General features: G+C 40.2%; 18 protein-coding genes and 1 pseudogene. 14 read left to right on the top strand and 5 right to left on the bottom strand.

Annotation, left to right across the window (positions count from 1 at the left end):
- Positions 1-145: 145 nt before the first annotated feature.
- Positions 146-1,516: a hypothetical protein gene (locus tag BuS5_RS04160; protein ID WP_274427912.1), complete on the bottom strand. Its 1,371-nt coding sequence runs from the start codon at positions 1,514-1,516 to the stop codon at positions 146-148.
- 405 nt (positions 1,517-1,921) lie between these two features.
- On the opposite strand from BuS5_RS04160, the gene BuS5_RS04155 reads away from it, so the two are divergent.
- Positions 1,922-2,227 (top strand): hypothetical protein, encoded by a 306-nt coding sequence (locus tag BuS5_RS04155; protein WP_274427721.1) that lies wholly within the window; start codon positions 1,922-1,924, stop codon positions 2,225-2,227.
- On the opposite strand, the gene BuS5_RS20345 is transcribed toward BuS5_RS04155, so the two are convergent.
- Positions 2,184-2,519 (bottom strand): recombinase family protein, encoded by a 336-nt coding sequence (locus tag BuS5_RS20345; RefSeq protein WP_443112703.1) that lies wholly within the window; start codon positions 2,517-2,519, stop codon positions 2,184-2,186. The two genes, BuS5_RS04155 and BuS5_RS20345, sit on opposite strands and share 44 nt — an antisense overlap.
- A gap of 160 nt (positions 2,520-2,679) precedes the next feature.
- Between BuS5_RS20345 and BuS5_RS04145 the strand changes: the two genes are divergently transcribed.
- The gene (locus BuS5_RS04145) at positions 2,680-3,234 is read left to right on the top strand and encodes a DUF4158 domain-containing protein (protein WP_274428016.1); all 555 of its coding nucleotides are present in this window, start codon (positions 2,680-2,682) and stop codon (positions 3,232-3,234) included.
- Positions 3,235-3,336: 102 nt separating this feature from the next.
- On the opposite strand, the gene ltrA is transcribed toward BuS5_RS04145, so the two are convergent.
- The gene (gene ltrA, locus BuS5_RS04140; protein ID WP_036019348.1) at positions 3,337-4,710 is read right to left on the bottom strand and encodes a group II intron reverse transcriptase/maturase; all 1,374 of its coding nucleotides are present in this window, start codon (positions 4,708-4,710) and stop codon (positions 3,337-3,339) included.
- Positions 4,711-5,350: 640 nt separating this feature from the next.
- Here ltrA and BuS5_RS04135 point away from each other — a divergent pair.
- Genes BuS5_RS04135 through BuS5_RS04115 form a run of 5 tightly spaced genes read left to right on the top strand, consistent with a single transcriptional unit; the run spans position 5,351 to position 9,630 of the window.
- Positions 5,351-7,555 (top strand): Tn3 family transposase, encoded by a 2,205-nt coding sequence (locus BuS5_RS04135; protein ID WP_274428015.1) that lies wholly within the window; start codon positions 5,351-5,353, stop codon positions 7,553-7,555.
- 50 nt (positions 7,556-7,605) lie between these two features.
- A complete protein-coding gene (locus BuS5_RS04130; protein ID WP_274427635.1) occupies positions 7,606-7,992 on the top strand; it encodes a hypothetical protein in 387 nt (128 codons plus the stop codon).
- Positions 7,989-8,351, top strand: coding sequence for an IS66 family insertion sequence element accessory protein TnpB (gene tnpB, locus BuS5_RS04125; protein ID WP_274427634.1), 363 nt, complete (start codon positions 7,989-7,991; stop codon positions 8,349-8,351). The genes BuS5_RS04130 and tnpB overlap by 4 nt, the downstream gene beginning before the upstream one ends.
- A gap of 53 nt (positions 8,352-8,404) precedes the next feature.
- Positions 8,405-9,277 carry a Druantia anti-phage system protein DruA gene (locus BuS5_RS04120; protein WP_274428014.1) on the top strand — a complete coding sequence of 291 codons (873 nt, stop codon included), beginning with the start codon at positions 8,405-8,407 and terminating at the stop codon, positions 9,275-9,277.
- The gene (locus tag BuS5_RS04115) at positions 9,274-9,630 is read left to right on the top strand and encodes a hypothetical protein (RefSeq protein ID WP_274428013.1); all 357 of its coding nucleotides are present in this window, start codon (positions 9,274-9,276) and stop codon (positions 9,628-9,630) included. Before BuS5_RS04120 ends, BuS5_RS04115 begins: the two co-directional genes overlap by 4 nt.
- A 129-nt stretch (positions 9,631-9,759) precedes the next feature.
- Here BuS5_RS04115 and BuS5_RS04110 read toward each other — a convergent pair whose 3' ends face one another.
- Entirely contained in the window at positions 9,760-11,130 is a 1,371-nt protein-coding gene (locus BuS5_RS04110) for a hypothetical protein (protein ID WP_274427705.1), read from the bottom strand.
- A gap of 405 nt (positions 11,131-11,535) precedes the next feature.
- Between BuS5_RS04110 and BuS5_RS04105 the strand changes: the two genes are divergently transcribed.
- The 4 genes and pseudogenes from BuS5_RS04105 (at position 11,536) to BuS5_RS04090 (ending at position 14,321) form a co-directional block, all read left to right on the top strand.
- Positions 11,536-11,841, top strand: coding sequence for a hypothetical protein (locus tag BuS5_RS04105; RefSeq protein WP_274427721.1), 306 nt, complete (start codon positions 11,536-11,538; stop codon positions 11,839-11,841).
- A gap of 89 nt (positions 11,842-11,930) precedes the next feature.
- Positions 11,931-13,148: pseudogene (tnpC, locus tag BuS5_RS04100) on the top strand (IS66 family transposase); the annotation flags it as partial.
- A 97-nt stretch (positions 13,149-13,245) separates the two neighbouring features.
- On the top strand, positions 13,246-13,749 hold the full coding sequence (locus tag BuS5_RS04095; protein ID WP_274428012.1) for a DUF4268 domain-containing protein: 504 nt from the start codon (positions 13,246-13,248) through the stop codon (positions 13,747-13,749).
- 155 nt (positions 13,750-13,904) lie between these two features.
- Complete coding sequence (locus BuS5_RS04090; RefSeq protein ID WP_027355051.1) at positions 13,905-14,321, top strand: DUF262 domain-containing protein; 417 nt, start codon at positions 13,905-13,907, stop codon at positions 14,319-14,321.
- 84 nt (positions 14,322-14,405) lie between these two features.
- Here BuS5_RS04090 and BuS5_RS04085 read toward each other — a convergent pair whose 3' ends face one another.
- Entirely contained in the window at positions 14,406-16,670 is a 2,265-nt protein-coding gene (locus BuS5_RS04085; RefSeq protein WP_157487489.1) for a Tn3 family transposase, read from the bottom strand.
- Positions 16,671-16,783: 113 nt separating this feature from the next.
- Between BuS5_RS04085 and BuS5_RS04080 the strand changes: the two genes are divergently transcribed.
- The 3 genes from BuS5_RS04080 to BuS5_RS04070 all read left to right on the top strand — a co-directional run bounded on the left by BuS5_RS04080 (position 16,784) and on the right by BuS5_RS04070 (position 20,462).
- A complete protein-coding gene (locus BuS5_RS04080; RefSeq protein WP_036019371.1) occupies positions 16,784-17,938 on the top strand; it encodes an IS4 family transposase in 1,155 nt (384 codons plus the stop codon).
- The gene (locus tag BuS5_RS04075) at positions 17,925-19,046 is read left to right on the top strand and encodes a hypothetical protein (protein ID WP_051375179.1); all 1,122 of its coding nucleotides are present in this window, start codon (positions 17,925-17,927) and stop codon (positions 19,044-19,046) included. Before BuS5_RS04080 ends, BuS5_RS04075 begins: the two co-directional genes overlap by 14 nt.
- A 324-nt stretch (positions 19,047-19,370) precedes the next feature.
- On the top strand, positions 19,371-20,462 hold the full coding sequence (locus tag BuS5_RS04070; protein WP_027355011.1) for a toll/interleukin-1 receptor domain-containing protein: 1,092 nt from the start codon (positions 19,371-19,373) through the stop codon (positions 20,460-20,462).
- The last annotated feature ends 123 nt before the right edge of the window (positions 20,463-20,585 follow it).

The raw sequence follows: 20,585 nt of genomic DNA, 5'->3' as shown, positions 1-20,585 counted from the left end.
AAATCCCCATAATTAGCTTGCTCAGGATTTGGCCCCCCCTTCAGAATATAAGTTATGTATGTCAATTTGCTCCATTTATAAACAAAGCATTAACATGTTGATAATACCCATTATTTATATTTGAATGTGGTTAAACAAATGCTTATTAAGCTGCGGCACGGTTATTATATTCGGCATTATTGAGCGCGTAAGGTTGTTTTGTAAACTTATTTACGGGCCCACCTAATTGTTCAAAATTTGCTGTAATATCAGTTACATCTTTTGATTTTTCATCATTTTTTGGCACCGGTAGAAGAGTTAAACCACAGTCAAACTCAGTTGACAAACTATCTGTAAGGCTTCCGGGGGTTGGTAAAATTTTTCGGCGCTGCCGAGTTAAAGACAACAACTTATTTTCAACTTCCTGTTGTTCCTTTACTGTAACGCCCATTGCCATCCGAACGGATTCTCTATTCACAGATCCGCAAAAAGCCGGTAAACGAAGTGCAATTCGGTTTGCATCTTTTACTTCTCCTGTACCATGTGTTTTACCAAGTCCAAACAGGGATTCAATATTATCAGAACAAATAGGCATTCCAGTATTGCCCATGCCCAATGATTCAGCGACTATTAATTGTTTTTCCATCCAGGTAATAAAACCGATACGTACTTGAGAGCTTTGAGGGATATTTTTTAAAAGTTCTTTGCACTCTTTGTAGGTTTTCATATTCAAGCCTTGAGCTTTAAGAATTTCCTGGCTTTTTAAAAGAGGAGATGCATCACGAAGAAATCGCTTGATAAACTGTTTATATTCAGGAAGTTTACCAAGATAATTCCTAAGTTTTGAAACTACAGAGTCCTTTGAAACTCGCCCCCGTGGTGAGTGCTTAAGAACCATTTCAGCCCATTTCACCATTCGATGAATATTCATGAATCGAGCTTTTGTCGAAACCTTTGGGGGTGCAAAAAATGCAAGTACTGTTTGCTTAAATTTTTTTGAGGCTTGTCCGCAAGCAGAGATAAAACAGTCATACGAAGGATGTTTTGTATATTCTTTTTTTAATAGATTGGCAACAACATGAGAAATATCATCAATGGAGAAACTTGAAAATCCTCTTTCATTTAGGAGTCTGACACCTTTCATGAGGTCCATTCCTCCGTCTTTCAAATATGCAGCAGGTTTTCCGGTGATGAGAATCACCTTTTGTAAAAAATTTGCAATGGATTCTCCAGTCCATGATTTCGCCACTGAAATTGCTACACAATTGATGTTTTCAAGAGTTGGAGCACCTTCATGATTTTTAAAATGATCAGTTCTAAGCTCCAAAATAGCAAGAATTTTACCAGCTCCCAATGCTATTGAGGTATCTATCATCCAAATAGCACCATTTACAATCTTATCCATATCAAAAGAAACAGAAGAAAGCCCTTTATAGTTCCAGATTTTTGATAGTGAATATCTGGTGACCCAGTTAATGATCGTTTGAGGGCACGGTATTTTGGTTATCCCAAGGTATGCTTGTAAAATGCCAAACATTCTTGATATTGCTCTGAATCCAACGTGTCCGACCAAAAATAGGCGTAAAGAAATAAAAATCAATTCCTCCTTACTATTAACCGACAATGTGTTCTTTTTACGTTCTTGTTCTAATTCTTGTCTATTTTTCCGGAGTTCAGACTTGTATTTATTTCGTTCATTTTTAGTACGTTTCAGCTCAGCTTTCTGATACTTAATTATACGAGTACGATCAACTGCTTTGTCTTTCCAGGCAGTTCTACTTTTTTTAATTTTGAAACTTTACTCATAGCAATAACCATCTTTTTGGTTAAAATATTTGAATATATAGGGAATAATAATTTTTTTCAATCAGCAATTTTGAATTATTGACGGCATTTTGTTATGGTCTACGCAAATTTTACTGAAAATATTGAAGGTGCCTGAATGACATATGATAGATTGCAAGCAAAAATAATCCCTGGCAAACATTGTAGCTTTTGTGGAAACGATTCTGTTCCTTTAATAAAAACAAAATGTTGTGACCAATGGATTTGCTGTGACACTTCTTTTGCATCTATAAAAGGTGGAGATTATTGCCAATATCATCACGAGCACGAGGGTCTCTGCCATTTTCATTACAATAACAGCCATTCAGGGATATGGCAGGAGTGCAAAGAATGCCGGGATTTGGTTGGGGAAGATAATTTTAATGCTGCATTTCATGACCCCAACAATGTGCCAAGATATTAATCGCACTCATGATAGGGCCAAAAGTTGAGCAAAAAAAGTAGCCACAAAACTGAGTTTTTGGACACCCCACTATTAGTCCCTTTAAATTGCGCCCCAATCGATCAAGCTTCCAGATCACAAACGTATCGCTTGATCGCAGATGGGAAAGCGCATCGTCTAGCCCGGGTCTCATTTTGTGTATACCCGATAATTTGTCTGAAAACATTCTCGAACAGCCTGCTTTCTTTAAGGCATCAAATTGCAAATCCAGATTTTGATCTTCTGAAGAGACACGGGCATAACCTATCAACATGGAATTTTATCCTTTCTCAAAACTCGTTTTTATTATAGTAAATTGAGAAATATATTTCAAGAAACCTTTTTGAGAATAAAAATGGACATTTTGAAGGTGTTCTTGGCCAAAGATAAATCTTTTATCAAAAACGACCGTTTTTAAGAAAACAGGACCACCTATGGCTGATCCCGGGAAAAGGCTAAAAATACTCACCGATAGTGAGATTAAAGAGTTGTATGGCCTACCCGAATTTAATGTTGAGGAAAGGGCAAAGTATTTTGCACTCAGTCGGGCAGAAGAAAATGTATTAAGTTCTCTACGATCAATCCGGTCAAAAATTTACTTCATATTGCAGTTAGGGTATTTCAAGGCAAAGAAAATGTTTTTTGTTTTCTCTTACCGTGAGGTTGAAGAGGACATTGAGTATATCCCGCACAAATATTTCTATCGCCATGGTCATGAGTTAAGGGACATCGAAGTGTCAAAGCCCACTCGCTTGAGTCAACAGAGGCAAATTTTAGAACTGCATAGATATCGTGTTGCGACAGAAGAGACCAGAGAGAAATTGGAGGAGAAAGCCAATTTTTTTGTGTCCATTCACTCTAAACCTATCTATATTTTTCGTGAATTGCTTAGTTACTTGGAAACTCATCGTGTCGTCATTCCCGGCTACAGTGTTATTCCAGGTAGGAGCATCGGTTACCCGACGCCCCCCCTACAGACCCGTACGTGAAGATTTCCCTCATACGGTTCCTCGGTTCAAATCCTTTTTACCGGATTATCAACCAAACAGGCGACACCCCGTTTGGCGTATAACTTTGCAGCCCTTACGGCATCAAATATTATGGACTATTCTGGGTAATGGCAGTGGGTATGTTGTGCGCAAGTCCTCGAACATTACTTCGCCCTTGTGACTTCTTCGGCTTAACCATCGACGCCATGCTTTCTCAGTATATTCAAACACAACTTCCAGCACTTTGTAGTTACTTATTACTCCAAAGTACTGGTAAAAACCTCGCAGTTTACTGCAAAGAATCTCATACTGCTCGGCCATTGGCTTATGACGGTTATCCTTGCACCATATCCATATTCTCTTCATAAAACGGCTTGAACGCTTTCTTGCCGTCTTTTTCTTTATTACCATGTACCCTTTTAATGATTTTGACCAGTAAAATGTAAACCCTAAAAAATCAAACGTCCCGTTTCCCTTTCCGCTAATGCGTTTGGAAAATCGAATCAGTTTTGTCTTTTCCGGGTGAAGTGACAGCTCGAACTGTTCGAACCGCCTGGGTAATACATCCATGACACGCAATGCGTCTTTTTCATACTCGAACCCGAGGATGAAATCATCCGCCCAGCGTATGATGGAGCATCTCCCTTTCATCCGGGGGATCACTTCTTTCACGTACCAGTCATCTAAAACATAATGAAGAAAGATATTACTGAGCACAGGGGAAATTACTCCTCCCTGTGGAGTGCCCGTTTCAGAGTACGTCAGGTTGCCTTCCTCCATTACGCCTGCATTCAACCACTTCCCTATCAGGCGAATCATTCCGCCGTCACTTACTCTCCGACGTATCATGTCTTTAAGTAACTCGTGATTAATATTGTCAAATAGTCCTGTAATATCTGCGCTTACTATCCAGCTGATATTCTGCTTCAAGCATTGCTCACGTAAATCTTTGATTGCCATGTGTTGGCTCCGACCTTTTCTGAATGCATGGGAAAAATTGTAAAAATTCCTGTCAAATATGACATTCAATATGGCTGCTGCTGCTTTCTGGACAATTTTATCCTCAAGTACAGGTATGCCAATTGGACGCTTTTTCCCTCCTTCCTTGTCTATCCAGATACGCTTTACAGGAGACGCAACGTACTGTCCTCTCCGCAGTCGTTCATACAGATTATAGAGGTTTTGATCAAGATTTTCGGCATACTCCTTTGCCGTAACCTTGTCCACTCCTGCAGATTTGCTTTTCCGAATTTTACGAAAGGATTGTTTCAGTAAATCAAAGTCTATCCGATGGACTACTGATGTAAATACCAGTTCAGGATTACTTTGAGCAAGCAGCTCGATTTTGATAAGGGATGACCCACCTGTTAACACCGGTGGTTGTCCCCATTCTATCGGTCTGGAATTGCAAGCGACCGTTCTTGCAATTTCTCGGCTTTTTGTTGATATGGTTTGTGACATCTGTGTATCTCCCATAATTCCTGCCAAAAAAACGTTATACCCTGCTTCACCTTCCCTGCAGTGGGTCGCTTGGGCATCACTTCCCCACCTTTCCGATCAAGATAGTTCAATTCTTAATCATCGGTACTATGATCTGCTAAGACTTCCGAATGTTTATCTCAGGTTCGTTCGCTCTTCGCTATCCTCCCCTGATACCTTGTATCGCCCATCTTTTAATGTTTGTGTTTCTGCCAATGGCAGACTCGTTGCAAGGCGGGACATTCCTATGCAACGCCGGGATTTCGCTTGCGCTGGATTTCCTGTTACCGTTCTTTTTACCCAAGGAAACATCCGGGTCTCCCAAGTTCCCGAGCTACCCCTTTGAGTACATGCCCTGGTCTAAGACCCCGGTGGTGTCCTGAATACTTGCCTTAGCATATTCAGGACTGCTGCCTTCCGCTGTCTCCAAAGCGTCGGCTTTTTCCTGCAAGCAGGATTATCACAATGACCACAACCATACATTTTTCGGGGCTCAATACAGAGCCTGCAATCTTGCTCCGTCCAGCTCCAGACTCCCGTTACCGGGTTTACCTGTGGACTTCGCTACTGACCTGCTGGTTAGTCTTTAGTCAGGTGGGACTATCTTAACATCAATGCCAGAGCAAGCCCTGCAGAGATGAAGGAAACAAACCGTTTCCCGAGCACCCACTTGGTAACAATATCGAGTTTCAAAGACCTTGTGTCTTATCCCAACGATTCGGATTTATCTTGGCACGAGCAGAATATTGTTGGGAAAGCGCTTACGACCGAAATGACCCGCCTTGTAACGGCGATTTCTCAATATATTTCTGAAGAGAATTACGAAGCCTTTGAAAAAATTCTAAGTGCTGAGGAAGGTGGGCTTTATGAACTTACTCTATTGAAAAAAGAGCCGAAGGACTTCAGCTATAAAGAAATATCTCAAGAAATCAAGAAATTAGAAGTCCTCAAGTCTGTCTATAATCTAGCAGAAGAGTTTTTGCCTAATGTCAGGATCTCAAACGAAAACATCAAATATTATGCCTCATTGGTAGAGTATTATACCGTTCAAAAGATGAAGCGAATCAACAGGGAGACGGCTTACTTATATCTGCTCTGCTTCATATTTATCCGGTACCAGAAAATTAATGACAATTTGACCAAAACCTTCCTCTATTACGTGAGCCAATTTCTTGCCAACGCAAAGCAGATCGCCAAAAAAAAAGTATATGAATACACAGTTGAGGGGAACAAATATGTCAAAGAGGCAGGGCGGCTCATAGAATTATACATAAATGATAATATCCCGAAGGATACGACATTTGAAGACATACAGGAAATAGCCTTCTCCATTCTGGAAAAAGACAAAATACCTTTTCTTTCCAAATTCATCTCCAAAACAAAGATTGATGTCGCCGACTATGAATGGAATCATTATGTGGCCGAATCTTCGAAATTTAAGAAGAATATTAGACCACTCTTTCTAAATCTTGAATTTAAGAGCCAGATCGAAGAAGATCCACTTCTTGAAGCTGCAACTTTTCTCAAAGATTCATTTCTTAAGAAGAAAAGTTTAAGCCAGATCAAAAAGCAAAATTTTCCACAGGAGTTTATCCCCAAAAAAATAAAACGCTACATCTTCGAATCACGGGAAGTTAAAAGAAAAGGAAAGAAACGTAAGATAAAAGCGATAAATGGCGACAAGTATGAGTTTTTGGTTTATCGCCTCTTAAAAAATCGTCTTGATGCAGGAGAGATATTCATAAGGAACAGTCTGAATTTTAAGAGTTTTGAGGATGATCTCGTTGATAATGAATACTGGGAGAAGAACAAGGAACAATTGATTAAGGATCTCGATATTCCCTTTTTGCAGATGTCGATTGATGACATATTGGCTTCTTTTGAAGAAGAACTTGAGAGCTCCCTGGAAGCCGTCAACGTACGAATAAAGGAAGGGAAAAATAAGGACATCAAGATCACCGGGAAGGGGGATAATATCAAGTGGAGCCTTCCGTACAAAAAGGAAGAAGAGTCCGTAAACAATCTTATCTATGAGCAATTTCGCCAAATAGGAGTTAACGATTTGCTTTATTTTGTTGATGAGCACTGCGACTTTATATCTTCTTTCACTCATATCTTGGACAGATATGTTAAAAATGAGATCGAAGATCACAGGATTATTGCCGGCATTGTCGCCTTTGGTACCAATATTGGTCTTTCCAAAATGGCTGAAATTTCTGATATGAACTATCAAGAGATTGTGCCCACTGCTAACAACTTCATAAGGCTCGAAACTCTTAAAAAGGCCAATGACAAAATTAGTAATGTTATGGCCACGTTGCCAGTTTTTAAATATTTCAATATCAGAGAAGAAACCATTCATTCCAGCAGTGATGGACAAAAATATGAAACTCAATTTAACACCATCAACTCCCGGTACTCCCCCAAATACTTTGGCCTGAAGAAAGGAATATCAGCTTACACTATGGTAGCAAATCATATTCCCGTGAATGCCAAAATTATTGGGGCCAACGAACACGAAAGCCATTACGTTTTTGATCTACTCTTCAATAACTCATCAGAAATCATTTCCGACCGGCATTCAACAGATACCCATGGTACGAATCAAGTAAATTTTATCCTTCTCCATGTTTTCGGGCATATGTTCGCACCACGTTACGCCAAACTCGGTAGTAGGTCCAAAATGATATATGGCTTTAAGAATCCAAAGCAGTACGGAGATTATCTGCTCAAACCCATTCGTAAAATTAACGCCAAGCTCATCAAGGAAGAGTGGGAAAACATTTTGAAAATCTTTGTCGTGTCCTTTCGGCAAGCGTGCATGAAAAACAAATTCAAATAAGGTAGTATCGGTCATTCAAATCACGTAATATTATATAAGGAGGATGACCGATGAATCTTATGCAGCCTTCAGGCGAGTACAGTCTGGATGAAGTACGGGAAAAATTTAAACAATGGCGTAACAGCCGGGATAGAGGTAAAGCCATTCCGGAAGCATTATGGGAAGCCGCTGCCTCGTTATACCCTGCCTATTCTCTGCACCGTATATCAAAAGCCTTGAGCCTCAACCATACCAAGCTAAAGCATTACGTCCAGAATATATCACCAAATCCGTCCGTGCCGACGGCATCTTTCATCGAACTTGATGTAGCCCAAGCCCCTTTGCCTTTCAAGGGCATTATCGAGATGCAACATCAGAACGGTGCCAGGATGACAATGCAAATTGCGGACAGTTCTGACTTGATCAATATAACCCAACAGTTTTGGAGTCAGCCATGATTCAGATAACTCCGCAAATGCGTATCCTGCTGGCCATAGACCCGGTGGATTTCAGAAAAGGTATCGACGGTCTAAATGCTGTTTGTCGGCAGGTGCTGCGCTCCGATCCATTTTCAGGGTATGTTTTTATTTTTCGTAATAAAAAGGCAACTGCCATAAAGATCATTATGTATGATGGCCAAGGATTCTGGATGTGTCAGAAAAGGCTGTCTAAGGGACGTTTCAACTGGTGGCCAAACAAATCCGGTGAGGCGGTCAGGCCTCTGGCCGTTCATGAACTGCAGCTTCTGATCTGGAACGGTAATCCTGTAAAGGCTCATGTTGCACCATTGTGGCGGCCAATTCCTGTAAAAAAATAGAAAAAAATATTTAATGACTTGCGTTCCAGTAAAAAATGTGATATTTGATGCCCATGTTTACGTATAGAGGCAGAGTCGTTACTGACAAAGATATTATTTTTATCAAGGAGCTTATTGCTCAAAATCCGGATGCCAGCCGCCGGGCGCTTTCCAGAAAACTGTGCATAGCCTGGAATTGGGTCCAGGCCAATGGGGCATTGCGTGATATGGTCTGTCGGGGTATGATGTTAGAACTGCACCGTGCAGGATTCATACGTCTGCCGGACAAAAAATGTAATCCCCATAATCCATTTGTAGAACGTAGAAAACCTAAAAAAATTCAGATCAATCAAACTTTACTGGAAACAAAATTAGCCAAAATACGGCCGCTTGAATTTTGCCAGGTACGCAGAAGCCCGCATGAAAAAATGTTCAACAGCCTGATCGAGTATTACCATTATCTGGGTTACTGCCATCCAGTGGGCGAACAGATGAAATACATCGTTTATACTGATGGGCGGCCAATAGCATGTTTTGCCTGGTCTTCTGCAGCGAGGCATATAGGCTGCAGGAACAGGTTTATCGGCTGGGATGCGAAGACGCGTAAAAAAAATCTGCACCTTTTGGCGTATAACACACGATTTTTAATTCTACCATGGGTACGCGTACCACATCTGGCCTCTCATCTTCTTGGTCACATGATAAAAATTTTAGCCCTGGATTGGCGTAAAATCTACAATCATCCCATCTGGTACCTTGAAACTTTTGTGGACAAAACCCGTTTTGCCGGTACCTGTTACAAGGCTGCGAACTGGAAGTATCTTGGAGACACCACCGGCAGGGGTAAAAATGATCATACATTTAAACCGAACCGATCTATAAAGGCTGTTTGGGAATATCCATTAGCCAAAAATTTTCGCAGCCTTTTACGGGGGGACACACAGTGAAGACCCCGGAACGTATAGACCTGGACGTCAAGCAGTTAAATGCTCTTTTAAAGCGTGTTAAAGAACTGTTGCCACCTGAGGACTATGAACTCATCAAGGCTATGGCTGACCCTATTTACCTTTTAAGTCAGAGCGTGAACAATAAAGCCGCCTCCATACGACGGCTGTTGCGCATGCTGTTTGGTGCAACTACCGAAAAAACTGGAAAAACAAAGGCTCACCCAAAAAAGAAGAATTCTGTTAAAGCTAAAAAAGGTCATGGCCGCAAACCTGCTAAAGATTATACCGGGGCAAAAAAAGTCAGAGTCTTCCATGATACTCTTAAACTGGGGTGTCTAAATCCCCATAATTAGCTTGCTCAGGATTTGGCCCCCCCTTCAGAATATAAGTTATGTATGTCAATTTGCTCCATTTATAAACAAAGCATTAACATGTTGATAATACCCATTATTTATATTTGAATGTGGTCAAACAAATGCTTATTAAGCTGCGGCACGGTTATTATATTCAGCATTATTGGGCGCATAAGGTTGTTTTGTAAACTTATTTACGGGCCCACCTAATTGTTCAAAATTTGCTGTAATATCAGTTACATCTTTTGATTTTTCATCATTTTTTGGCACCGGTAGAAGAGTTAAACCACAGTCAAACTCAGTTGACAAACTATCTGTAAGGCTTCCGGGGGTTGGTAAAATTTTTCGGCGCTGCCGAGTTAAAGACAACAACTTATTTTCAACTTCCTGTTGTTCCTTTACTGTAACGCCCATTGCCATCCGAACGGATTCTCTATTCACAGATCCGCAAAAAGCCGGTAAACGAAGTGCAATTCGGTTTGCATCTTTTACTTCTCCTGTACCATGTGTTTTACCAAGTCCAAACAGGGATTCAATATTATCAGAACAAATAGGCATTCCAGTATTGCCCATGCCCAATGATTCAGCGACTATTAATTGTTTTTCCATCCAGGTAATAAAACCGATACGTACTTGAGAGCTTTGAGGGATATTTTTTAAAAGTTCTTTGCACTCTTTGTAGGTTTTCATATTCAAGCCTTGAGCTTTAAGAATTTCCTGGCTTTTTAAAAGAGGAGATGCATCACGAAGAAATCGCTTGATAAACTGTTTATATTCAGGAAGTTTACCAAGATAATTCCTAAGTTTTGAAACTACAGAGTCCTTTGAAACTCGCCCCCGTGGTGAGTGCTTAAGAACCATTTCAGCCCATTTCACCATTCGATGAATATTCATGAATCGAGCTTTTGTCGAAACCTTTGGGGGTGCAAAAAATGCAAGTACTGTTTGCTTAAATTTTTTTGAGGCTTGTCCGCAAGCAGAGATAAAACAGTCATACGAAGGATGTTTTGTATATTCTTTTTTTAATAGATTGGCAACAACATGAGAAATATCATCAATGGAGAAACTTGAAAATCCTCTTTCATTTAGGAGTCTGACACCTTTCATGAGGTCCATTCCTCCGTCTTTCAAATATGCAGCAGGTTTTCCGGTGATGAGAATCACCTTTTGTAAAAAATTTGCAATGGATTCTCCAGTCCATGATTTCGCCACTGAAATTGCTACACAATTGATGTTTTCAAGAGTTGGAGCACCTTCATGATTTTTAAAATGATCAGTTCTAAGCTCCAAAATAGCAAGAATTTTACCAGCTCCCAATGCTATTGAGGTATCTATCATCCAAATAGCACCATTTACAATCTTATCCATATCAAAAGAAACAGAAGAAAGCCCTTTATAGTTCCAGATTTTTGATAGTGAATATCTGGTGACCCAGTTAATGATCGTTTGAGGGCACGGTATTTTGGTTATCCCAAGGTATGCTTGTAAAATGCCAAACATTCTTGATATTGCTCTGAATCCAACGTGTCCGACCAAAAATAGGCGTAAAGAAATAAAAATCAATTCCTCCTTACTATTAACCGACAATGTGTTCTTTTTACGTTCTTGTTCTAATTCTTGTCTATTTTTCCGGAGTTCAGACTTGTATTTATTTCGTTCATTTTTAGTACGTTTCAGCTCAGCTTTCTGATACTTAATTATACGAGTACGATCAACTGCTTTGTCTTTCCAGGCAGTTCTACTTTTTTTAATTTTGAAACTTTACTCATAGCAATAACCATCTTTTTGGTTAAAATATTTGAATATATAGGGAATAATAATTTTTTTCAATCAGCAATTTTGAATTATTGACGGCATTTTGTTATGGTCTACGCAAATTTTACTGAAAATATTGAAGGTGCCTGAATGACATATGATAGATTGCAAGCAAAAATAATCCCTGGCAAACATTGTAGCTTTTGTGGAAACGATTCTGTTCCTTTAATAAAAACAAAATGTTGTGACCAATGGATTTGCTGTGACACTTCTTTTGCATCTATAAAAGGTGGAGATTATTGCCAATATCATCACGAGCACGAGGGTCTCTGCCATTTTCATTACAATAACAGCCATTCAGGGATATGGCAGGAGTGCAAAGAATGCCGGGATTTGGTTGGGGAAGATAATTTTAATGCTGCATTTCATGACCCCAACAATGTGCCAAGATATTAATCGCACTCATGATAGGGCCAAAAGTTGAGCAAAAAAAGTAGCCACAAAACTGAGTTTTTGGACACCCCACTCTTAAACCTGGAGACAACTGCCCTGAATGTTTAAAGGGCAAGGTATATGAATTAAAGGAGCCGCAGCGAATCATACGCATCACCGGAAACGCTCCATTAAGTGGAACTGTCTATGAAATGCAGCGTTTACGCTGTAATCTCTGTGGAGCAATTTTCACCGCATCGACACCTGAAAATGTGGGTGAAGACAAATATGATGCAAAAGCCAAGGCCATGATTGCTCTTTTGAAATATGGTACCGGTATGCCATTTAACAGACTTAAAGATCTTCAGCAAAGTCTTGGCATACCATTGCCTGCATCGACACAGTTCGAGATTGTCGATCAAATGGCAATGGAACTTACTCCGATTTATCAGGAATTTATCCGTCAGGGCGCTCAGGGCGATATCATTCATAATGATGACACCACTATGAAGGTTTTGTCCCTGATGAAGGAAAACAAAGAAAATAACCCGGAACGTAAAGGTATATTTACCACGGGTATACTGTCAAAAACCGATGATCATAAAATTGCACTGTTTTTTACCGGCCGTCAGCATGCCGGAGAAAACTTGATGGATTTACTTAAGCGTCGTATTGGTCTGAGCCCACCCATTCAGATGTGTGATGCTCTGTCCAGAAATGTTCCCAAAGAATTCGAAACTCTGCTGGCAAATTGTCTTACACATGGACGAAGACAGTTTGTTGACGTACTGCAAAGCTTCCCGGAAGAGTGCAGTTATGTACTCGAAATCCTCGCAGAGGTATATAAAAATGATAAGATTACCAAAGAACAGAACATGGAAGCTGAAGAACGGCTACGGTTTCATCAGGACAACAGCGGTCCGCTGATGAAAAAGCTCAACACCTGGTTTCACAAACAAATAGACCAACATTTGGTGGAGCCCAACAGCGGGCTGGGCCAGGCTATTGGCTACATGCTCAAACATTGGGAGGCGTTGACCCTTTTTCTCAGGGAACCAGGTGTACCTTTGGACAACAATATTTGCGAACAGGCTTTGAAAAAGGTCGTTCTGCATCGCAAGAATGCTCTGTTTTATAAAACTGAGCATGGTGCCATGGTAGGTGATCTGTTCATGAGTCTGATTCATACCTGTAATTTATCCGGTACCAATCCTTTTGATTACCTGACAGCACTGCTGGAACATGCCTCTGAGTTGTCAGAATCCCCAGACAAATGGATGCCGTGGAATTATAAATCCGCACTGATTGAACCGGACAATCCTGAAGCATAAAATCACTTTTTAATATTTCCATCCTGATTAATCAGCCGGGTGCCTGCAAAAAAACAGGCACCTAACTGCTGACTGCTTACCTACGCTAAATTTTTTTTTGCGCTATGCACGCTTGCCGAAAGGACACAGAACACCAAGGGCATCAATATCTACAAAAGGCGAAAAGTATCGAAATTATTTTCAATTGTTGATTGATGAGCTTAGAGAAAAACATCATTTTACAGGAGCCAAAGCTGGGCAGCCGCAAAATTGGTACTCGTTCTCGTCAGGAATATCTGGCATTACCTATGGCGCTAATTTTAGCCAGGGAGGAAAAGCGAGAACAGAAGTTTATATTGACCTTGGTGACCAAGATAAAAATAAGCAAGTTTTTGATTTACTTCAACAGGAAGCGACCTTGATTGAAAACGAACTTGGACATAACGTAGCCTGGGAACGTCTCAATGATAAGAGAGCCTCAAGGCTTGCACTTTATATCAATGGAAATATCAATGATTCGGATGCTGAGTTAGAAACAGTGAAAAACTGGCATATTGATAAACTTCTTAAACTGAAGAAACATTTAGGGTCTCGATTAAAAAAGGCTGTTAAATCAGCGTAAAAGCATGTAACAAGGCGCTGGAGATGGACTGGGCAAAGCCGTGCCGTTTTTGAAAGGCAGCATTTGACCGGTAGTTTTTACCTTTATCAAAGTTTTGCGGTTATCGTTGCCCAGCCACTCAGCTTTACGTTAGCAGAAAGAAAGGAAAATAAAACATGGGCTACACAGACAGAATATTCCCAACAAACAAAGGTCTGACAACCTATCTTGATGAGCTGTTAAATAAGAACTACCAGATCCCTACTTTCCAAAGAGAAGTTGTATGGGAAAAAGGGAATGTAAAGAAGCTTTGGGACAGTATTTACAAATTTTATCCGCTAGGGAGTATTCTGATTTGGAAAACCGACTTAAAACTCCAAAACCATAGGCATATTGGCGGGCATGAGATTACAGAAACAAATTTTGCCAGAACAGAATATCAATATATTCTCGATGGTCAACAACGAACTACTTCCTTGCTCACTTCATTGTATGGAGGCAGGATAGAAAATAAGCCTGGGTTTGACCCGACTATTTATGTTGATTTAACAGTCCAAAGTGAAAACGAAACAGACGACGAAAGCTGGGTGTAATTAAACATTTGGATGAAATCTGTCATAGGATTTTATCTAATTTCAGGTACAGCAAGACTTACTTGCAATATTCCACTTCCCATTTTAAACCACCTGTAATTCCAATAATTCGGGAACATTAAATTCTATCGAATCATTCAAGACCTCCTCTGAGAAATCATACTCCCCTTGCAGGTTTATGTGTTGCCAAGCAACTACGGAACCGTTTTTAATAGTGCGAATTAAATTCGTCCTTTCTTTCTCTGAACTGGCATCATGCACCTTTTGTGAAAGATACATATAATTCCAGCAGATAATCGCATTTTCAATCAGCCTTTTGCAGCCATCGGCAATCAATTGTTCTTCTTTTGTCGAATATTGAAACTCCTGATTGTTACCATGGAAGACGGCTTTCCCGAATTTGTTCGAGCTCTCCAGTTTGTTGAGTTGTTTTTCTATCATTTGCCGGAGTTCCACATCGTTAATATATTTTAGTAGAAAAATAGTTTTGATAATGCGCCCAAATTGTTTTAAGGCGCGATAAAGCGGGTGTTGACGAGAATAAGAGCTTAATCGCTTAAACAATTGCGAGGCGGTTGTTTCTTTGAGTTTTATGGTTGTGATAAACCAAAGGATATTATCCCATTGTTCTTGGATGATTTTGGTATTAATTCTCTTTTTTGGCAAAACCTTATAACCCAAAGCGTTAAATGCCGATGGACTTTCAAAGCTGTACAACTGCTGATCCTTAAACTTCTTGATTCTGGGGGCAAAGGAGATACCAAGTAAATGTGTGACGGCAAAAATCATCTCACTGTAACCATGGGTATCGGTAGAATGAATATCACTTTGCACCACATCGTTATGCATGAGGCCATCAATCACGTAAGCAGCCTCTCTTTCCGCTGGATTTATTACAGTGGAATAAAATAGTCGATGGCTTTCATCAATAAAGCTATAAACGCTGATCCCTTGGCCTTTGCCGAAATATTTGTAGGAGTAATTGGCATTCATGGACTCTACGCCGATACTAAATTTTTGCCCATCACTGCTGGTGTGAGTAATGCTCTGGTTCCGTTTGAATAACCGGAAAGGCTGTAGTTGATCCAAAAAATCCAGGATCTTGTCGTTAGCACGAATAATGTTATCATGACTAAAATACCAATTGATCGTATTTTCTAGTTCGTGCAGGTTGATATTTCGGGAAATCTTGGCAGTCTTCCGAATTCCCAGGTTACAACCATAACCAATCGTTCCGGCAAAAAAGGTCTTGTTGGCTGGTTTATCACGGTTGTGTTTCACCTGCCAGTGCACAAAACAGTCGGTGAACCGGCAAGTTCGGTTGACGGTGGTTAGAACTTCAAAAAGAGAAATAAATTTATCTTTAGGAAAAATATCAATTTCTGTTTCCGGTAATTCCTTCTCTCGCTTTGGCGTTTTGACTTTTAACTTACCGTCTTTGCCAAACGTAACGTATTTGTTTACCCCCTGGTTGATATTCTCATTGGTGATCCTAAATTGATCCTGCAATGTTTCTCTGCATTGAGCTTCCAGTTTTGAGAAATTTTTCATCTCAAGCAACCCGGCTTTAACAAGCAGTTCTTCTTTGTTGGCTTCCCAGACTTTCGGCGCAATCAGATAATCATCGAAGGCTCTGTATTTGTAGGAATATTTGAGATTCAACGCTCCGGAGCGAATCCCATCCGCTACCTTCGAAAAAAACAGAACTTTATAAAGTGAAATTTTGAGTTTCCCGTCATCATCAAGCACTAATTCTTGTTCATCGGTTTCTAGGAAAACAGTCGGAGTATTATTGGCCAAGTTGCCATCTTTTTTGCGGTAATATTCAGTGGCTTGAATGAGGCCATTATTGGAAGTGTCGGGGTTGAATTGGATATTTTTGACTATGTCCGAAGCGCGATTTTGCAGCTTGATTGAATTAGCCTCAAGAAGATCATAGTAATCAGTATTCTTGGTAATCCGCTTAGATTCTTGACCGATCTGATTTAACTGACTTTCTATTGCTGACGAACTTTTATCAAAATTTTCAGAGAATAAGGCCGTGAGACTATTTATCTTCTCATCCGCTGATAAGGATTGATTGTGCAGAATTGTTTTGGCATCTTTAATGGTGCTCAAATAATTGGTCACCTTTTGGGAGAAAGTATTTAGAATTTGCTGCCTCTTCTGGCGTTGTTTATAAAAATTTTCCTTATGTTCCCTTTCTATTGTATTGAATTTATTCTGGACAGATTTCATCAACACTTCGATCAGAACGTCATTTAGTCGGTAATACTGGTAAGCGACAAAGGCGATTAACAATAAATATTTTCTATTTTCCCTCAGTAGTGTCCGGTTAGGTTTTTGCATGTTATATGGGATAAAAAAATTAGAAAAATGTTCATTTTTTACTTGACAAACCAAATAAAAATTTTTTATCGTTTTGTTATAAAATATAATTATAACAAGGAGTTAAGACAAAAATGGACATATTCAATATCCCAAAAAAGAATTTTAATCCCCAATCTCATGCTCGATTTCTCAAACCTTTGCAAAAGATTTTTCCTGACACGCCACAGCTTAAATCCCGAGGTCACAGGCCATTGAAAATGACTTTTGAAGATCAGCTTCACGCACTGATATTTTTCCATCTACAAGAACATGAATCAGCTCGTGATCTTATTCAACACCTTAAAGAAGACGATTTTGCCAAAGAATGTGTCGCTCCAGATGGAGGGATCAGTCGTAGCAGTTTTTCCGAAATTATCAATTCTCGAGGGCTTGAACAGCTTGAATATGTTTTTCAAGCTCTTTGCAGCCAGGCACAAAATGCTTTACCATCAAATTATTCAGATCTCGGTGAACTCGTTTCCATTGATGGATCTTTAATTGATGCAGTTCTGTCCATGTACTGGGCTGATTACAGAAAAGGCGCTAAAAAAGCAAAAGGCCATTTCGGCTTTGATGTCAATCGCAAGATTCCTATAAAAATTCATCTGACAAATGGAAATGGCGCTGAACGCCCCTTTGTCAGGTCTATCCTTACAAAAGGCCAAACAGGAATCATGGATCGGGGGTATCAATCACATAAGGATTTTGATCTTCTTCAGGATGAAAAAAAACATTTTGTTTGCCGCATCAAAGCGAAAACAACAAGAACTATTATCAAAGAGCAGCCTGTTGATCCCGACAGCTATATTTTTTATGATGCTGTGGTTCTTCTTGGCACTCCTGGGGTAAACCAGACCAGAAAGCCGGTTCGACTGGTTGGTTATAAAATTGCCGGTGTCAAATATTTTGTGGCAACTGATCGTTATGATCTTACAGCCGAGCAGGTTGCAACCGTTTATAAGCTTAGATGGGATATCGAAACTTTTTTCAAATGGTGGAAGAAACATTTAAAAGTGTACCACTTGATTGCTCACAGTAGATATGGCCTGATGGTTCAAATCCTTGCGGGGTTAATAACCTACCTGCTTATGGCCATATACTGCCATGAACAGTTTAATGAACCTGTATCAATAAAGAGGATTCGTCAGCTTAGAAATACCATCCAGAACGAATTACGTACTGACGAAAAAAACGTATGGTCTAATAATCTGATTATCAAAGAGCAAATGCTATATGCAAAAACTTAACCGGACACTACTGATAAATTATAGATGCCCGAAACGTATCGTAAAGTTCATCAACAACATTAGATCGGGTGCAGATGACCACATCCAGGAACCAGTAGATGATGCACCAGAGGGATTTGTGCGACTATTTCTTATTCAAAATGATGGTATCAACAAGACAACTGTCGAAGCAGAAATCGTCAAGAAGATGGCTGAAATCACATCTGACGACAAGTGGTCGGGAGATAATCAAGAGATAAAAACACTCACGCTTGAGCATCACATGGCTGCAAAACGAGGAGGGTTTAATGGTTTCTTTGAACCACTCTATCAAATATCAAAATTCAAAACTGGACTGCTTGACGGAACATTAAGTGGGATTCCGTTCTTTTCGCAGCAGATTCTTCCCCTAGTGAAATCGCTGCAAGCAGAGAATAAATTTGCGGTAGCACGAATAGTTAAGAAATATTCCCCGCTTGTATCCACTGACACACTTAAAACAAGTGAATCGTCATTAGATGAAATACTGAAAGCAGATGATGCCGTGAAATCGCTCTTCTCCTTATGGGACGGCGACTCAGAACCCTCATTGTTTGATTGCCTAAAGGCGGTCGCAGACAGTGGCCTATTTGCCATACCTGATGTATTTGCACCAATCGTATCTCGCGTAGATTCAGCGGAAAACGAAAGCAAACCAGACGATTCTGCTGAAGCATCCGATAGCAATCCAGACATTGACGCTTGGGACAATGCTCTTTCTGTCCCATTTAGCCAACTGGAATCCTATGTGCAGTATATTTCTGACAAATCCCCGTTCGGCACTCATCAAGGAATAAAGGGCTTGCAGTTTCCTCGCGTAATGGTGGTTTTAGATGATAATGAAGCCCGTGGATTCATGTTTAGCTATGACAAACTATTTGGAGCGAAAGCTCCTACATCAACCGATCAGAGAAATGCCCAAGAAGGCAAAGAAACATCCATCGACAGGACTCGTCGCCTGTTTTATGTCACATGCAGCCGTGCTCAAAGCAGTTTGGCCGTTGTGGTATATACAAGTGCAAAAGATAAGGTTAGAAGCCATTTGCGAAAACTCAATTGGTTTCATGACGGTGAAATCATAGATATTTAAGAGGATCAAGTGCACAAATGTAAATTGTATAACAAAAAAATGCACCTGACTTTTATTCCGCTGCGCTCCATAAAAGCAGGTGATTTTAATCGATAAGTTGACCGTGAGCTCCGCTACGCTACGCACACGGTCAACTTATCGCCGGCTGTCGAGTTCCTCGAACGTCCTTGACAGGTTCCGCTCACGCTCCACCTATCAAGGGCGTTCGAGCCGACTGCGATTCTCGACACTGAATGAAAAAAAACCGCCTTTTTCATTCAGTGCCTGCGATTCTCGCGGCTCAACAGCCGGCGTTAGCGTGCAAACAAATAGAATGACACAACCATGAATGATATCGGTGAAGTATTTATAAGTTACAGTCATGACAATGTTGAACACATTCAACGTGTTCTTGAACTGTCAAACAAACTTCGTTCAGAGGGCATTGATTGTGTTCTAGATCAGTATGAGGTTTCCCCTTCAGAAGGTTGGCCTCGGTGGATGGACAAAAAGATAAGAGATGCCCGTTTTGTATTAATGATTTGCACCGAATCTTATTACAAAAGGGTTATGGGCGAAGAAGAGCCTGGAAAAGGTCATGGAGTGAGATGGGAAGGCAACCTAATCTACCAACACATATACAACGCTGGCACAGAGAACACTAAATTTATACCGGTTATTTTTGACACACAGCACCGTGCCTATATACCAACTCCTTTGCAAGGCGCTTCTAATTACTGTGTGAATACACAAGAGGGTTATGATGATCTTTACTACAGGCTGCTAAATAAGCCTAAGGCTGAAAAACCGGAATTGGGCAAGTTAAGGCCATTGCCTGAAAAGCCTGTAAAAACAAATCCAATTATGTATTTAACCGGTCCGATTGACGTCGATTTATGGAATAAGGCTAAATGGCGGGCTACTTTCTTTATGGGTCATCCAGAGCGACCACCAATACTCGGACTAGCTTTTGAAAACGAGGAAGCTGCGAGAGAAATTTTCGAAACATGGCATGAACGGTACGGAGAAACTGATGAATATGAAGAGTTAAGGATCTCAATAATTGAAGGCGAGATTCAAGATGAAGAACCTGGTTACTCTGTTCACGTTGGATCAGACCCAGATGCTGCAATTAAAAGATTTAAAGATGCAGGGTACGAATTTGATGTGGATGACGATCTAATGATGATGGTCAGCAGGATCAATAGGATGAATCCGCCCGAAGGCTCGAAAAATTTAGAAATGTTTAAAGAGTCATATAAAACATTCAAAACATATTTCCTTGCGCCGGGAGTTATTAGTGAAGATAGGAGGCAACTTAAACCCATAATCGAACTTGGAATATATAAAGGGAAGATTCATTTTAGAAACGTTGATGATATAGGCAGAAATGATATCGACTCGGTTGTCTTGGGAACAGGAAGAATAGAACGCTAACAAGACAATTAAAGGGACGCAAAATTCTGGCGGTTTTTCGGAGTTCGTTGCACCGCTCCAAGTCTATCGGTAGTTCAAAGCTTATTGCCACGCATTTTTGCGCCCCTTATTGCAGTCGATAAG

It is taken from the genome of Desulfosarcina sp. BuS5 (assembly GCF_028752835.1).
In the GTDB taxonomy this organism is placed as follows: domain Bacteria; phylum Desulfobacterota; class Desulfobacteria; order Desulfobacterales; family BuS5; genus BuS5.
Note: the sequence above shows the minus strand (reverse complement) of the source record. Positions and strands in the feature narration are given on the sequence as shown.

What these genes read in the sequence shown, in the direction of transcription:
- BuS5_RS04120 (WP_274428014.1), top strand. Translation starts at nt 8,405, where the DNA reads ATGTTTACGTATAGAGGCAGAGTCGTTACTGACAAAGATATTATTTTT.
- BuS5_RS04080 (WP_036019371.1), top strand. Translation starts at nt 16,784, where the DNA reads ATGGACATATTCAATATCCCAAAAAAGAATTTTAATCCCCAATCTCAT.
- BuS5_RS04130 (WP_274427635.1), top strand. Translation starts at nt 7,606, where the DNA reads ATGAATCTTATGCAGCCTTCAGGCGAGTACAGTCTGGATGAAGTACGG.
- BuS5_RS04135 (WP_274428015.1), top strand. Translation starts at nt 5,351, where the DNA reads ATGAAGGAAACAAACCGTTTCCCGAGCACCCACTTGGTAACAATATCG.
- BuS5_RS04145 (WP_274428016.1), top strand. Translation starts at nt 2,680, where the DNA reads ATGGCTGATCCCGGGAAAAGGCTAAAAATACTCACCGATAGTGAGATT.
- BuS5_RS20345 (WP_443112703.1), bottom strand. Translation starts at nt 2,519, where the DNA reads ATGTTGATAGGTTATGCCCGTGTCTCTTCAGAAGATCAAAATCTGGAT.
- BuS5_RS04075 (WP_051375179.1), top strand. Translation starts at nt 17,925, where the DNA reads ATGCAAAAACTTAACCGGACACTACTGATAAATTATAGATGCCCGAAA.
- BuS5_RS04070 (WP_027355011.1), top strand. Translation starts at nt 19,371, where the DNA reads ATGAATGATATCGGTGAAGTATTTATAAGTTACAGTCATGACAATGTT.
- BuS5_RS04090 (WP_027355051.1), top strand. Translation starts at nt 13,905, where the DNA reads ATGGGCTACACAGACAGAATATTCCCAACAAACAAAGGTCTGACAACC.
- BuS5_RS04085 (WP_157487489.1), bottom strand. Translation starts at nt 16,670, where the DNA reads ATGCAAAAACCTAACCGGACACTACTGAGGGAAAATAGAAAATATTTA.
- BuS5_RS04110 (WP_274427705.1), bottom strand. Translation starts at nt 11,130, where the DNA reads ATGTTTGGCATTTTACAAGCATACCTTGGGATAACCAAAATACCGTGC.
- BuS5_RS04160 (WP_274427912.1), bottom strand. Translation starts at nt 1,516, where the DNA reads ATGTTTGGCATTTTACAAGCATACCTTGGGATAACCAAAATACCGTGC.
- BuS5_RS04105 (WP_274427721.1), top strand. Translation starts at nt 11,536, where the DNA reads ATGACATATGATAGATTGCAAGCAAAAATAATCCCTGGCAAACATTGT.
- tnpB (WP_274427634.1), top strand. Translation starts at nt 7,989, where the DNA reads ATGATTCAGATAACTCCGCAAATGCGTATCCTGCTGGCCATAGACCCG.
- ltrA (WP_036019348.1), bottom strand. Translation starts at nt 4,710, where the DNA reads ATGGGAGATACACAGATGTCACAAACCATATCAACAAAAAGCCGAGAA.
- BuS5_RS04155 (WP_274427721.1), top strand. Translation starts at nt 1,922, where the DNA reads ATGACATATGATAGATTGCAAGCAAAAATAATCCCTGGCAAACATTGT.